Genomic DNA, 13937 nt, shown 5'->3' with positions numbered 1-13937 from the left:
AGTTCGCTCAATTCAGTCATATTGGATTAGTCGTGAGAAAATTAATACGATACCACTGAATTGATGCGGACTTCTTTTTTTATTGTACTTTTTTTGTCGTGTACTGAAAGGCTGCCTGAAAAATCATTCAGGTTTCTTATCCGACAAATAAATATTTTTGTCGCTCACATCGCGCGGCAAAATCACATTCAGCACCACCGCCGTAATGCCGCCAGCCGCAATCGCATTGCGGAACACTTCGGGCAATAATTTGAACACATCAGGCTCAAACGCCACGCCCAAACCCACGCCCACCGCAGTTGCGGCAATCACGGCTTCGCGGCGGTTAATCCCGTTGGTCATGATAATGCGCACGCCCGCCATCGCAATCAAGCCAAACATCAACACCATCGCCCCACCCAACACAGGGCTGGGAATGGTCGTGAACGCGCGCCCCACCACAGGGAACAAACCTGCCACCACCAAAATCACCGCAATAAACTTGCCCACATGACGCGAAGCCACACCCGTCATTTGAATCACGCCATTGTTTTGCGCGAAAGTCGTCAAAGGCAGCGAACCGAGCGCGGTCGCAATCACGGAAACCAAACCATCGGCAAACACGCCACCGCGCAAACGCGATTGAAATGCTTCGCCCTCGTATTTTTGCCCCGACACCATCGCAGTCGCGGTCAAATCGCCTACTGCTTCAAATACACTCAACAGGTAAATTGTACCAGCCATCAAAAATGCCGCAAAATCAAATTGAAAGCCATATTTAAATGGCGTGGGAATGGTAACAATCGGCGCGTTTTTAATCGCCGAAAAATCCACCATGCCCATTAACAAAGCGACAATGTAGCCCACAATCAAGCCCACCGCCACGCCACTCATACGCAACAATGGGTGTTTCATGCAGTTGAATAATAAGACGATTGCCAACACCAAACTCGCCAAACCGACATATTTCAGGCTGCCAAATTCGTCCGTGCCTTTCAGATGAAAGCCGCCGCCGAAATCGGTAATCCCCACATCAATCAAACTCAAACCAATCAGCAACACCACCACGCCACTCACGGTGGGCGTAATCACGCGTTTCAAATACGGCAACGCCCAAGCCGCGCCACACACCAAAAACGCGCCCACAAACGACACGCCCAACAGTGTGGAAATCATGGTGTTTTCGTCCAAGCCCTTCTCTTTCATGGAGAAACCGAGCGAAATCATCACGCCCACAAAGGAAAAATTCACCGATTGAATCGACAACATGCCCGAACCGACCACGCCAAAACGGTTCACTTGCAAATAAGTGCCAATGCCAGACGCAACCATCGCCATAGATACCAAATAAGCCGTCATTTCTACGGGCAATTTCAACACATTACCGACAATCAGCGCGGGCGTAATCATGGGAACAAAAATCGCCAGCAAGTGCGTCATCGCGCTCACCAGCGAGTTAAAGAATGGGGGTTTGTCTTCCAATTTGTAAACCAAATCTGCTTCGGCGGTGGCTTGGGTGTGGAGTTCTGCCATTTTTGGGTATCCTTAAAAAATGATAAAAAAGTCAGCGAAATGATTTTTCAGGCTGCCTTTTCGTACGACAAAAATCACAGTAGCGCCGTGCGCACCAAACACACCACAATATTTTAATGATTCCAGACATTTGGTGCGCACGGCGCACCCTACATGGTTTGTGATTGAAAAATTGTCGTTTACTGTACGGCTGCCTGCAAAACGATTCCACTATTGGTTTAAAAGGGCGCGATTCTAACGTATATTAATATTTTATTGCAAAAAATATTGTGCACATCGTACACACGGGATAAAAAATCAATTAACCATTTGTTTTAATGAGTTAATTATAATAAACGTAGGTTGATTCTACGAGCCAACATCTCTATCCCAAATTCACATTATAGTCGCAGAACTGAAAAAGCATTACGGCGTTGCTAACGCTCTCATGTACTATTCGTACACGGCGGGCGTTGTCGCTTTATACTGCATTTTCATTTCTACGACTATATATCAGGCAGCCTGAAATATTTTTCAGGCTGCCTGATTATTTGGGAAATGATTAGAACGTATAATCCGCTTTCACCCAAAATGTGCGCGGCATACCCACTACCGCAAAGCTGCGGTCAAAACGTCCGCGTTGTACTTGCCAATAATTTTTGTTAAACACATTTTCCACCGCACCGCGAAGTGTAACAGTTTGGTTTTTTGGCAATTTCCACGCGTATTTCGCGCCCACGTCCACCAAAGTGTAGGACGGGAAAGCATATTGTTTTTGCGTGTCTTGATAAGATTTGCCGTAATATTGCACGCCCGCATTCAGCGTTAAACCACGCGCAAACGGCGTATCCCACTCAATGCCCGCTTTGGCAATCACGCGCGGGCTAGACACCTGCGTTCCCGTAAGCAATTTGCCTGTGTAAGTCGGAAAATCTTGCACATCGGCTTTCATATACATCAAACCGAAACTGGGGCGCAGACTTTGATTCAATAAATTGGCATACGCGTTCAATTCCACGCCGCGATTGCGTTCCCTACCTTGCTTGTCGCCGCCATTGTAATAACCAGGGCGCGTGATTTGGAACACATTGGCGGTGCTAACCCAATTGCCCCAATTTTTGCGTACCCCCATTTCAATTTGTTTGCTGACACGGGGCGTATTCATATTGCCTGTGTCGTCATCAATTTCCCCAGGTTCCAAATCTTCCATATAGTTGCCGTATACCACCAAATCGCGGCTCGGCAGCCACGCCGCCAACAGCATGGGACTGAAACGGTCTTCTTTAAAGGTTTTGCCATTGTTGAAATTTTCCTGTTTCAGCCATTGATAGCGACCACCCAAAGTCAGGCGAATTTTATTGTCCATTAAGCCCAAAGTATCTGATAGGGCAAGACTTTTTGCTGTGTGCGTGATGTTTTGCCCCTGCGTGTTGGTGGGGCTGAAAGTTGGGGCTGGCGCAAATGTGGGTTGATAAATATTCAAATTAGACATCAGTGCATTCGCCACACGCGTACCCGTATCGTGGTCGCGGGAACGCTTCACATGGTCAAACGCCGCATGCCAACGGTGGCTGATTGCACCCGTTTCAAATTCGCCGACTGCTTTGACATTCGCACTGGTGGTGCGGGAGCGGAAGTCCATTGGCTGTGCGCCTTGTGCGACAAATCTGCCTTGTCTGGTATTGTAATTGGCATTGCGGTATTTGCCCGTACCGTCTTGAATTTCAATGCCTGCAAAATTGCCCCAATAACGCGATTCCATGTGTCCCAAACCACCCGACACCATCACGCGGTCAGCCACATCGTATTCAAAAGTCCCCATAACCGATTGGTCTTGAGTGCTTTGTTGTTGCCAATGTGGGGCGAGATTGATTTTGCCGTCTGGCGCTTCAGGCAGCCTGAAACCAAATAATTGAATGTCTTGCACACGCGCCCGACCGCCTGTGGTTTTGCGTTTCGCGTATAAACCATCAATGGCGGCGCGTAATTTTTCACCGCGATAATCCAAATTCAACGCTACTTCTTTGCTGTCTTCTTCGTAACCATCGCGAGGGGTATCGCCTTGACGCATTTTGGCATTGATTCGTGCGCCAAATTGCTGGTTTGCACCAAAACGTCTGCCAAAATCCACGCTTGGTTGCCAACGCGAATCGCCAAACCAACCCAAACTGATTTGATTAATTGGCGTATTGCCCGCTTTTTTCGTTTCAATATTGACCGATGCACCGACCGCGCCTTCAGGGTCCATGCCAACTGTGGCGGAACTTGCGCCCTTAATCAATTGCGCCGCGCCCACACCCGCCGTCGGCGAACTGTACGCCGAATACAAACCCGCCAAACCGTTCACACTAAATTGCCGTGCGTCCAATTGCAAGCCGCGCACATAAACGCCTTGCAGCGTATTGGTTTCGCCGCCAAATGCCATTACGGAAGCATCAGTTTGCGCCATCACGTCCACCACATTGCGTGGCGATTTGTCGGCGAAGGCTTTTTCGTCATAATTTACCACCGTAATCGGCGTGGTAAACGCGTTTTGCCGACCGAGTAAACCCAAGTTTACATGGTCGCGCAAATCGCCATCGCTGGCTTTGGAAAACGAGCGTTGCGCTTTGCCTTTCACGACTACGGTGTCTAATTCCTGTGTCGCGCTGGGGTGTTGGGCGGCAGCCTGAAAGCTGGTAAACACACCCAATACCCAAAAAGTCAATGGATTGAATTTCATCATAATATAAATATTTGTGTTGTGAAGTGAAAAAATCAGTCAAGAAATGTAAACCATATTATATAAGAATTATTTAGTAGATGAGAATTATTTTTTATTGTATTTAAAAAAATGTGGTTTTTAAACCATGACAGGCAGCCTGAAAACCGTATAATACGCACCATAATAACCATAAACACAAATCACCCCAAAATGAGTATTTTCGCTTTGATTCTATTGGCATTTAGCATGTCAATGGATGCATTTGCTGCTGCCATTTGCAAAGGCGCAGCCATTAAACACGCCAGCGTAAAGGACATTATTCGTACCGCGCTGATTTTCGGCATTGTGGAAACCATTACACCACTTATTGGCTGGTTGTTGGGGCATTCCACACAAGCGTTTATCGCGGAATATGATCATTGGATTGCCTTTGTTTTATTGTGTATTTTGGGAATACGTATGGTGCGCGAAAGTTTTGCGACTGGTGAACATGGCTCGCCCAGTAATCCCAATGACTGCGGTTGCCCACCCACCACTGCACCGAGCAAACATGGTTTGGGGATATTGTTGCTGACGGCGATTGCGACCAGCATTGATTCTATGGTGGTGGGCGTGGGTTTGGCGTTTTTGGACGTGAATATTTGGCGAACTGCGCTGGCAATTGGTTTGGCGACCACAATAATGGCGGCAGTGGGCATGAGTTTGGGCAAAATATTGGGCGCGAAAGTGGGTAAACGGGCGGAATTGTTTGGCGGTTTGGTGTTGATGGGGATAGGGGTGTCTATTTTGGTGGAACATTTGGGTTGGTTAAATTAAGAACCTGTGTTCATAATCTTAATAGCTTGCTTTTATAGCTACTTCATGCGCCTACTGCGTTGGCTTTCCACGCCAATATGTTCAATATTGGCATGAAAAGCCGCCTTGTATTCGCAAGAATTATCCATAAAATCAAGCCATCAATCTTAAAAACACAGGTTCTAAATTAACGCGAACTCGGGATAAGAAAAATTGAAAATTCTATGAAAATAAATGATTTGCGTAGGGTGAGTGCTCGCACCCACCATTTTCAGGCAGCCTGAAATCAAATTCTCAATAATGCTACGGTAAACTCGTGGGTGCAAGCACCCACCCTACGGCAGATTTTTTATTAAAACAAATGCTTAATTTATTTCTTATCCCGAACTCGCGTTAAATTAACCATTTATTTTAGGGGCTAATACCATATTTATAATATACAAATTAATCTTTCCCTGTGTTGATAATTGCATAATCACTTGGGACAATCGGCAACCAGTAATTCTGATGATTCAACCAAACAGGTGTGTGATACCACACACCATAATCACTAAATGGCTTACCTACTGCTTTCATCACACCAGACTGTACATCGTATTGATGATGCCAAAGTAATCTGCTATACACCCCACCTCTTGGTTCAAGTTGTTTAGGCCCGCGTTCATCTCTCCAATTACTATCACCCGCACAAGCATATTGTTGGGGTTTAGGTATGCCATCGGTTCTAGAATGATAATATTTTAAACCAAGACATTTTTCATTTGCCCCTTCGTGGCAGGGACGGCTTTCTTCTGTCCCAATAATCGCACATTGACGCGCTGTAATCACAGTAGTGCAATCTGGTGAAAAATAGCTGCTATCAGGATTAATGCCACGAAGATGAGATACTTTTTCTAATGTACCCTCTTTTTGTTTAAATTGATGCAATTTGCCATTGTATTTCAATGAATAAATAGCATCATCTGTCATACAAATGGCAACGGCATAATTAGCAATAGTTTGATGATTGTACGCTATCTTTTCTTCTGTTTCTTTCAATTCTGAAGCAGTAATGTGGCTGATACCGCCCGTTGAATTATAATGAAATTGAAATAATGTTGTAGGGTATCGATGTCCCATCGCAACAAATTTCCCATCTGAACGAATACTTAAAGGCATCATCCAATAAGTTGGTCGTTTAATATCAAAAACGTCATTGGGAAAATCAAAACGAATCTCACGGCGACTGTGTGTATCATACACAAGCAATGCTGCTCGTGCTGGGAGGGGAGCAATACCATAATTCTCATAAGATTCAGCTGCAGTAGCAACAATACGCATAATATGACGGCGGTCGGGTAAAACTTGCGCACGAAATAATTTTTGGTTTTCTACCACCGCCAAAGTATCTTGCAAATTGGCTTGATTATTCAAAATTTGCCACACATCACTACCATTAACCAAAACACCATTCTCCAACCATGCAATATGCTGCACATTTCTCCCAATGTAATGTGCTTGAATATGTTGCAATGCTTGGCGCAATGTTTTATCCATTTGTTTATTAGGATAATTAGTGGTTAATTTGAATTGAGTATCCAACAGACCACGTTTAGGGTCGTAATCAAACCAACTATCATAAATAAAATAAGTATTTTGGCGATGGTAATTGGGCTGGAATTGATGTTGCAATTGCTTAAACTGCTCTAAACTTTCCGAGTGATATTTTGGTGGAACTTGAGGTAAAGATTGTAATTCTGTGATAGGTGGAGAATATTTTTGTAATTTTGCCAAAAACTTGTCTTCAAATTTGGCTTTCGGCTTAAAATGCCAGTAAAGTCCTATGGACGCTACCACACCAATGCAAATAGCCGTAACAGTCATCAGACGTTTTTTGCGTTGCAATGCCAATTCCTGTGCCTCGGCTTCTTTAGCTTCTTTGGCTTCACGTTTGGCTCACATAATAACAATAGCATGTTGATACGCTTCAGGATATTTTTCGCGTAAAGCATCATTTTAGCGTTTACGTATTTCGGGATTCAGTAGAATTTCGCGAGTCTTTTTTAATTCATTGATAGACATACTTTGTTTTTGCGCGGCTTGTTGTATGGCACGTTCAATTTCTTTGGGATTTGCCAGCATATGCAAACCCAGTTTATCGTAAAGATTAATCATTTTGCTATCTCCTTGAAAAAAATCTTTCTTTGATAAATGGTAATTTTTTCATACTACAAATTTGTTGTTATCTATACGGCAGCCTGAAAAAATTGTGCTATTACTCACATGGAGCCATTGTAACGTGAATCCACGCAAATAAATAGGGGCTAACCCCATCGCTAGCCCCAAACTATGAATGATTTTTAACCCGTAAACACGTCCAACGCCCCATGTTCAAACGCGCTTTGCAAAATCGCTTGCGCGGCAACTTGGTCTAATACTGCTTTGTTTTTCTTGCCAAATACTTGCGCTTGTTTCAACAATTCTTCGGCGTACAAGGAACTGAAACGCTCGTCCGCCCAATACACAGGCAGCCTGAAACGCGCATTTAAGCGGTGTCCAAATTTTCGCGCCAATGCCGTCAATTCATGTTCCGTGCCGTCTGCGTGGACGGGCAAACCCACCACGAAATATTCAGGCTGCCATTCTTTAATTAATTTATTGATAATATTAAATTTTTCATCATTACTATTGCCCGTAACGGTGGCAAGCGGGTGTGCAATCGCCATTTCCGCATTACCCTGCGCCACGCCAATTCGTGTTTCGCCAAAATCAAACGCCATTGCGCCGCCATTGGGTAATTTAAGCATGACCAATTCCATTCATTAAATTGGTTTGGGTAATGCCCAGTTTATTTAAGGCAGCCTGATGACGCTCGGCAATGGGCGTGTGAAACAAAATTTGATTGTCGGCGGCAACGGTCAGCCATGAATTTTCCGCGATTTCACGTTCCAATTGTCCGCCCGTCCAACTGGAATAGCCGATGGTCAATAAAGCGTGTTGCACGGTTTCGTCTTTGGTTAAGCTGTCAATAATATCGCGTGATGTGGTTACGCCATTGTGTTCATTCACGGTTAAAGTGCTTTGCCAATTGCCCACTGGCGTGTGTAAAACAAAACCGCGTTCAGGCTGCACAGGCCCGCCCATCATCACAAATTCACTCATGTATTTTTTTGGAATGTGTTTGCAGCCTGCCCCCGCAAACACAATTTCCATGCCTATGGGCGATGGTTTATTGACAATTAAACCCATTGCGCCATCTGATGTGTGTTCGCAAATATACACAAGGCTGCCTGAAAACAAGCTGTCTTCTAAATCAGGCGTGGCGATGAGAAAATGATTGGTTAGATTAAGCATGATGTGTTCCGTGTGTAGTTGATGGGCGCAAAATGGGGATAATGTAACGGTTTTGCAAGGGTAAAACAATGGCTGTTTGAGTGTTGTGTACAAGTATTTGAATTTGTTTATCGTCCATTTTTCAGGCTGCCTTACAGTACACGGCAATTTTTACCAACACCTAAAATAGTAGAGTGCGTACCACGCACCAAATCATTCAAACATTTCTCATTTTGCTGCGTCATACGCCCCCTAAAGGCAGCCTGAAGCCCAGTTTCACGATAAAATCAGTTATAATAGGGCGTTTTTATCATAACCTGAATGCAAGAAAGGCTAAAAATGAGCGTAATTGAATTAAAAGTTCCCGATATTGGCGGACACGAAAATGTGGACATCATCGCCGTAGAGGTGAAAATGGGCGACACGGTAGAAACCGAACAAACGCTGATTACTTTGGAAACCGACAAAGCTACTATGGACGTACCTGCCAGCGCGGCGGGTGTGGTTAAAGAAGTGCACGTGAAAGTGGGCGACAAAATTTCCGAAGGCGGCGTGATTGCCGTGATTGAAGCAGCTGGCGCAGCAGCGTCCGCCCCCAAAACGGAAGAAAAACCTGCTCCCGCAGCCGAAACCCCAAAAGCCGCCAGTCCAGCGCCACAAGCCGCTAATTTTTCAGGCAGCGCAGATTCTGAATACGATGTTGTCGTATTGGGTGGCGGGCCAGGTGGCTATTCCGCCGCATTTGCTGCTGCAGATGAAGGTCTGAAAGTGGCGATTGTGGAACGTTATTCAACTTTGGGTGGTGTGTGTTTGAATGTGGGTTGTATTCCATCTAAAGCCTTGTTGCATAATGCGAATGTGATTGACGAAGTACGCCATTTAGCCGCCAACGGCATTAAATATCCCGAGCCTGAAGTGGATTTGGAGATGTTGCGCGGCTATAAAAACAAGGTGATTGGCAAATTGACCACAGGTTTGGCGGGCATGGCAAAAGCGCGTAAAGTAGATGTGATTCAAGGCAATGGTCAATTCATCAGCCCGAACCACATTGAAGTTGCCCTGACCACCAGCAGCGAATACGAGCAAGCCAGCGAAACAGGCGAGAAAAAAGTGGTCGCATTCAAAAACGCGATTATCGCCGCAGGCAGCCGCGTGATGAATTTGCCATTTATTCCGCAAGACCCACGCATTATTGATTCTACAGGCGCGTTGGCACTCAAAGAAATCCCCAAAAATATGTTGATTATTGGCGGTGGCATTATTGGCTTGGAAATGGGGACGGTGTACAGCACTTTGGGTACGCGTTTGGAAGTGGTTGAAATGATGGACGGTTTAATGCAAGGCGCAGACCGTGATATGGTCAAAGTATGGCAAAAAGCCAATGAACACCGTTTTGACCGCATTATGATTAATACGAAAACCGTTGCCGTAGAAGCCAAAGCAGACGGCATTTACGTTACCTTTGAAGGCGAAAATGCGCCCAAAGAGCCTCAACGCTACGATTGTGTATTGGTGGCGGCAGGTCGTGCGCCAAATGGTAAATTGATTGGCGCAGAAAAAGCAGGTGTTGCCGTAACCGAACGCGGCTTTATTGAAGTAGACAAGCAACAACGTACCAATGTGCCGCATATTTACGCGATTGGCGACATTGTGGGTCAGCCGATGTTGGCACACAAAGCGGTGCATGAAGGACACGTTGCGGCGGAAAACTGCGCGGGACACAAAGCGTATTTTGACGCACGTGTGATTCCAGGGGTGGCGTTTACTTCGCCCGAAGTGGCTTGGGTGGGCGTAACCGAAACGCAAGCGAAAGCGCAAGGTTTGAATATTACCAAATCGGTGTTCCCATGGGCGGCTTCGGGTCGTGCGATTGCTAATGGTTGCGATAATGGCATGACGAAATTGATTTTTGACGCAGAAAGCGGTCGTATTATTGGTGGCGCAATCGTTGGACCAAACGGCGGCGATATGATTGGCGAAATCTGTTTGGCGATTGAAATGGGTTGCGATGCGACCGACATCGGCAAAACCATTCACCCGCACCCGACTTTGGGCGAATCCATTGGTTTGGCGGCGGAAGTGGCGTTGGGCGTGTGTACCGATTTGCCACCTCAACGCAAAAAGAAGTAAGTAAGTAAATAATCAGGCAGCCTGAAACGACAAAATTTCGTTTCAGGCTGCCTGATGATTATTTAATATATTGAAATTAAACAATTTCTGCTTTACTAATCAAAACAATTTCGCTAGGTACATCACGATGATAGCCCAAAATTTTGGTTTCTACGTCTTCAATTGCGTCCACCACATCAAAGCCGTCAATCACTTTGCCAAACACGGCATAGCCCCACTCTTGCACTACTTCGCGACCATACAATTCTCTGCTACGGTAATTTAAAGGATGGTTGTCATTGGTGTTGATGAAAAACTGTGCGCTGGCAGAGTGTGGGTCGGAAGTACGCGCCATAGCGATGGTGTATTTATCGTTTTTCAAACCGTTGTGGGCTTCGTTTTTGATGGGGGCGCGGGTGTCTTTTTCGTTCATGTCCACGTCCATGCCACCGCCTTGAATCATGAAACCTTTAATTACGCGATGGAAAATCACGCCATCGTAAAAACCGTCTTTCACATATTGTTCAAAATTTGCGGCGGTTTCGGGGGCTTTTTCGTGGTCTAATTCAAGGGTGATGACACCGAAATTGGTATGCAGTTTTACAGCCATTTTTGTTTCCTAAAATAAAAGGGTAATGAAAATGAATAACTTGCGTAGGGTGAGTGCTTGCACCCACGCGGTTTCAGGCAGCCTGAAAGCAAATACTCAATATGGTTACGGTAAAATCGTGGGTGCAAGCACCCACCCTACGAAAGAATACTTATTAAAACAATTAGTTAATTTCTACAATTCAGGCAGCCTGAAAATTATTTTTTTGCTTTTTGATAAATCGGCATAACATTAGGCAATTCATCTTGAATCAATTTAATTCGCGCATTATTGGTGGGGTGGGTGGACAAAATGCCCGACACCACATCATTATTATTGCTAAACTGATTCATTTTTGTCCACACGGTAATGGCAGCCTGCGGATTGTAGCCCGATTGCGCCATCAATTTCAAACCGCCCAAATCGGCTTCTTTTTCCGCGCTGCGGCTAAAGGGTTTGTCCACACCCAAATCCGCCGCCAAACCCACCAAACTGCTGGTATCCACGCCCGTGTAGCTGGACAAAATCGCATTGCCCAAAGTCGCGCCAATTTGCAAACCTACGTTGCGATTGGCTTCTTTTTTGCTGTGTTCTAACAGGGCGTGGGTCATTTCGTGTCCGACAATGGCGGCGATTTCATCATCTGTTAAATTCAGTTTTTCCACAATGCCTGTGTACATCGCCATTTTGCCACCTGGCATTGCCCACGCGTTTAATTCATCGGAGCGGATAACCGTCATTTCCCACGCAAAAGGTTGCCCAGTCATATTGGCGGCATTGGCGGCGGGCAACATGCGTTGGAACACACGTTGAACGCGTTTGGCGGTATTAGACGTGGTGTCCACGACATTAGAAGCTCGGGCTTTGCTCATGGCTGCGCTGTATTGTTGCGCGGCTTGCGCGTTCATGCTGCCGCTGTCCACCACCGAACAAGCGGCAAGCGAGCTGGCTAACATCAAGGCAAGTAAGGTTTTTTTCATATTGTGTCCTTTTCATTATGTGATGTGAATTTGTTTTCAGGCTGCCTTTCAGCACCAAATCATTCAAAGCATTTGGTATTTTGGTGCGTAATACGCACCCTACATGAATTTTGTCGTGTACTAACTAAAAGACGGCAGCCTGAAAACATAAAATATACCACAAAATCCTAATTCTTCAGCCAACCTTGTTCCACAAACGACACCACTTGCTCCGCCGTAACAATAAAATGGTCAAGCAAAACAATGTCTAACAACACCAGCGCAGCGCGTAAACGATTGGTAAATAAACGGTCTTCGTGCGAAGCTTGCGCCGAACCTGCGGGGTGATTGTGCGCGAAAATAATCGCAGACGCATGGTGCTGCAAAGCCAATTTCGCCACTTCCCGAATATACACCGTATGCTCGGCGACCGTACCACGCGCCAATTCTTCACAGGCAATCAATTGATTTTGTTGATTTAAAAATAAGGCGACACTCACTTCCACCCGCTCATGCCCAATCCGCAAACGCAAATAATCCGCCACCGCCTGCGTGGAATGGAAAAGTGGCTGACGGCGCAATTCTTCCCCCAACACCCGCCGCCCCACTTCCAACACCGCCGCAAACTGCGCATACGCCGCCAAACCCATGCCTTTGTATCGTGATAATTCCGTGTGGCTGGCGTTCATCAGTTTGCCCAAGCCGCCAAATTCTGCCAATAAATGCCGCGCCAAATCCACCGCATTGCTGCCTTTGGTGCCTGTGCGCAATAAAATTGCCAATAATTCCGCATCGCTTAAATTGCTCACGCCGCGTTCTAATAATTTTTCGCGTGGACGCTCGGTTTCGTGCCATTTTTTGATGTTCATGGTTTCAGGCTGCCTGAAAAAATTATTTAAACTGCTCCACCTGTTTCACACGCTCTTGCAAAACAGGGTGGCTGCCAAACCAATTATTAGATTGCTCGCCATTATCATCGCGCACGTCATGACTTTCGTGTAAACGCCCCAACATATCCGCCAAATGCTTCGGCGACATATTCAAACGCTTCAATTCCATAATTGCATGGCGGTCGGCTTCCAATTCAAAAGTTTGCGAATATTGTGCGCTCACCAGCATAATCGGCAAATTGCTCAACAAATCATCAGATTCGCCCGTAATCACCATCAGCAACACCCCCACGCCCACCGCACGCAAAGCCTGTTGCAGGCTGTGTTTTTCATTCAAATGCCCCTGTTCGTGCGCCAACACCGCGATGAGTTCGCCGTCATTTTTGGCTAATGCCACCAATTCATCGGTCAAAACAATCGTGTTATTTGGAATAGCAAGCGCGTTTGCCCCAAAAATATCACCTTTTAAAAATAATAATTTAGCGGGATTTTTCGGATTTAATTTTTGATAATACAAAGCAGAAATCTCTTGCTGACGTTGCGCCGATAATTTGCTGGGCGACATGATTTTTTCTTTGATTAAAGATTCGGCATGGTCGCCTGCTTTTTGTAAGGTGCTTTCAGGCAGCGTGTGCGCCACATGATACGCCGCAAACGGAATGCCAAATTTCAACACCCCCACCACCACCAAAGCCACCACCACAAAACCTATGCCCACCCATTTCCAACTTTGCTCAAAATGCTGGACATGATTGAGCATTTTTTGATGTTTGAGTGGCAACCAGTCGGGCAGTTCCGCCGAAAGAAATTCCACCCGCGCGTCATTGGGCAATTCCAAAGCGGGCAAAACTCGCCCAACCCCCGCAATGTATTCCACTTCATTGAGCGTGTAATAAGCCACTTGTTGCTGATAATGAATGGCAATGTGTTCGCCATCATAGGACAATTCGGCGGTGTGCGCCACATTGCGCACGCCGTCATAATAACGAATGGGGATTGAATTCATGATATTTTTTCGGAGATACGTTTTCAGGCTGCCTTATATTTTATATTTTGCACAAATCAGGCAGCCTGAAAATCATTTTTAA

General features: G+C 45.7%; 14 protein-coding genes. 3 read left to right on the top strand and 11 right to left on the bottom strand.

Annotated elements, in window-relative coordinates; all coding sequences use genetic code 11:
- Window positions 1–123 precede the first annotated feature (123 nt).
- Window positions 124–1512: a nucleobase:cation symporter-2 family protein gene (locus tag Q338_RS13410; RefSeq protein ID WP_034296500.1), complete on the bottom strand. Its 1389-nt coding sequence runs from the start codon at window positions 1510–1512 to the stop codon at window positions 124–126.
- 541 nt (window positions 1513–2053) lie between these two features.
- Complete coding sequence (locus tag Q338_RS13405) at window positions 2054–4213, bottom strand: TonB-dependent siderophore receptor (protein ID WP_034296566.1); 2160 nt, start codon at window positions 4211–4213, stop codon at window positions 2054–2056.
- A gap of 192 nt (window positions 4214–4405) precedes the next feature.
- Here Q338_RS13405 and Q338_RS13400 point away from each other — a divergent pair, with 192 nt between their 5' ends.
- Entirely contained in the window at window positions 4406–5011 is a 606-nt protein-coding gene (locus Q338_RS13400; RefSeq protein ID WP_034296498.1) for a manganese efflux pump MntP, read from the top strand.
- A gap of 423 nt (window positions 5012–5434) precedes the next feature.
- On the opposite strand, the gene Q338_RS13395 is transcribed toward Q338_RS13400, so the two are convergent.
- From Q338_RS13395 to Q338_RS15405, 5 genes are all read right to left on the bottom strand, one after another.
- Entirely contained in the window at window positions 5435–6880 is a 1446-nt protein-coding gene (locus Q338_RS13395) for a hypothetical protein (protein ID WP_034296496.1), read from the bottom strand.
- Between the two features lie 105 nt (window positions 6881–6985).
- A complete protein-coding gene (locus tag Q338_RS14700; RefSeq protein ID WP_156961092.1) occupies window positions 6986–7144 on the bottom strand; it encodes a hypothetical protein in 159 nt (52 codons plus the stop codon).
- A 185-nt stretch (window positions 7145–7329) separates the two neighbouring features.
- Window positions 7330–7776, bottom strand: coding sequence for a Holliday junction resolvase RuvX (ruvX, locus tag Q338_RS13390; RefSeq protein ID WP_034296494.1), 447 nt, complete (start codon window positions 7774–7776; stop codon window positions 7330–7332).
- Window positions 7769–8323, bottom strand: a complete 555-nt coding sequence (locus Q338_RS13385) for a YqgE/AlgH family protein (RefSeq protein WP_034296491.1) — start codon at window positions 8321–8323, stop codon at window positions 7769–7771. Before Q338_RS13385 ends, ruvX begins: the two co-directional genes overlap by 8 nt.
- Window positions 8316–8441, bottom strand: a complete 126-nt coding sequence (locus Q338_RS15405; RefSeq protein ID WP_280517463.1) for a hypothetical protein — start codon at window positions 8439–8441, stop codon at window positions 8316–8318. Before Q338_RS15405 ends, Q338_RS13385 begins: the two co-directional genes overlap by 8 nt.
- Before the next feature lie 200 nt (window positions 8442–8641).
- On the opposite strand from Q338_RS15405, the gene lpdA reads away from it, so the two are divergent.
- Window positions 8642–10432 carry a dihydrolipoyl dehydrogenase gene (gene lpdA / locus Q338_RS13380; RefSeq protein WP_034296487.1) on the top strand — a complete coding sequence of 597 codons (1791 nt, stop codon included), beginning with the start codon at window positions 8642–8644 and terminating at the stop codon, window positions 10430–10432.
- 76 nt (window positions 10433–10508) lie between these two features.
- Here lpdA and Q338_RS13375 read toward each other — a convergent pair whose 3' ends face one another.
- Complete coding sequence (locus tag Q338_RS13375; protein WP_034296485.1) at window positions 10509–11021, bottom strand: peptidylprolyl isomerase; 513 nt, start codon at window positions 11019–11021, stop codon at window positions 10509–10511.
- A gap of 25 nt (window positions 11022–11046) precedes the next feature.
- On the opposite strand from Q338_RS13375, the gene Q338_RS14695 reads away from it, so the two are divergent.
- Window positions 11047–11250, top strand: coding sequence for a hypothetical protein (locus tag Q338_RS14695; RefSeq protein WP_169815872.1), 204 nt, complete (start codon window positions 11047–11049; stop codon window positions 11248–11250).
- Here Q338_RS14695 and Q338_RS13370 read toward each other — a convergent pair.
- From Q338_RS13370 to Q338_RS13360, 3 genes are all read right to left on the bottom strand, one after another.
- Complete coding sequence (locus Q338_RS13370; protein ID WP_034296482.1) at window positions 11219–11980, bottom strand: M48 family metallopeptidase; 762 nt, start codon at window positions 11978–11980, stop codon at window positions 11219–11221. The two genes, Q338_RS14695 and Q338_RS13370, sit on opposite strands and share 32 nt — an antisense overlap.
- Before the next feature lie 167 nt (window positions 11981–12147).
- Window positions 12148–12828 carry a RadC family protein gene (gene radC / locus Q338_RS13365; RefSeq protein ID WP_034296480.1) on the bottom strand — a complete coding sequence of 227 codons (681 nt, stop codon included), beginning with the start codon at window positions 12826–12828 and terminating at the stop codon, window positions 12148–12150.
- A 22-nt stretch (window positions 12829–12850) separates the two neighbouring features.
- Window positions 12851–13855: a M48 family metallopeptidase gene (locus tag Q338_RS13360; protein WP_034296477.1), complete on the bottom strand. Its 1005-nt coding sequence runs from the start codon at window positions 13853–13855 to the stop codon at window positions 12851–12853.
- Window positions 13856–13937: the final 82 nt, after the last annotated feature.

The organism is Alysiella crassa DSM 2578 (genome assembly GCF_000745955.1).
Taxonomy (GTDB): Bacteria; Pseudomonadota; Gammaproteobacteria; order Burkholderiales; family Neisseriaceae; genus Simonsiella; species Simonsiella crassa.
The sequence above is the reverse complement of the archived record's forward strand: the minus strand, read 5'-3'. Positions and strand labels throughout refer to the sequence as shown.

Bases quoted from the DNA above. Each gene is read 5' to 3' on its own strand.
- Q338_RS13410 (WP_034296500.1), bottom strand. From the start codon at position 1,512: ATGGCAGAACTCCACACCCAAGCCACCGCCGAAGCAGATTTGGTTTAC.
- Q338_RS13405 (WP_034296566.1), bottom strand. From the start codon at position 4,213: ATGAAATTCAATCCATTGACTTTTTGGGTATTGGGTGTGTTTACCAGC.
- Q338_RS13400 (WP_034296498.1), top strand. From the start codon at position 4,406: ATGAGTATTTTCGCTTTGATTCTATTGGCATTTAGCATGTCAATGGAT.
- Q338_RS14700 (WP_156961092.1), bottom strand. From the start codon at position 7,144: ATGATTAATCTTTACGATAAACTGGGTTTGCATATGCTGGCAAATCCC.
- ruvX (WP_034296494.1), bottom strand. From the start codon at position 7,776: ATGCTTAAATTACCCAATGGCGGCGCAATGGCGTTTGATTTTGGCGAA.
- Q338_RS13385 (WP_034296491.1), bottom strand. From the start codon at position 8,323: ATGCTTAATCTAACCAATCATTTTCTCATCGCCACGCCTGATTTAGAA.
- Q338_RS15405 (WP_280517463.1), bottom strand. From the start codon at position 8,441: ATGGACGATAAACAAATTCAAATACTTGTACACAACACTCAAACAGCC.
- lpdA (WP_034296487.1), top strand. From the start codon at position 8,642: ATGAGCGTAATTGAATTAAAAGTTCCCGATATTGGCGGACACGAAAAT.
- Q338_RS13375 (WP_034296485.1), bottom strand. From the start codon at position 11,021: ATGGCTGTAAAACTGCATACCAATTTCGGTGTCATCACCCTTGAATTA.
- Q338_RS14695 (WP_169815872.1), top strand. From the start codon at position 11,047: ATGAAAATGAATAACTTGCGTAGGGTGAGTGCTTGCACCCACGCGGTT.
- Q338_RS13370 (WP_034296482.1), bottom strand. From the start codon at position 11,980: ATGAAAAAAACCTTACTTGCCTTGATGTTAGCCAGCTCGCTTGCCGCT.
- radC (WP_034296480.1), bottom strand. From the start codon at position 12,828: ATGAACATCAAAAAATGGCACGAAACCGAGCGTCCACGCGAAAAATTA.
- Q338_RS13360 (WP_034296477.1), bottom strand. From the start codon at position 13,855: ATGAATTCAATCCCCATTCGTTATTATGACGGCGTGCGCAATGTGGCG.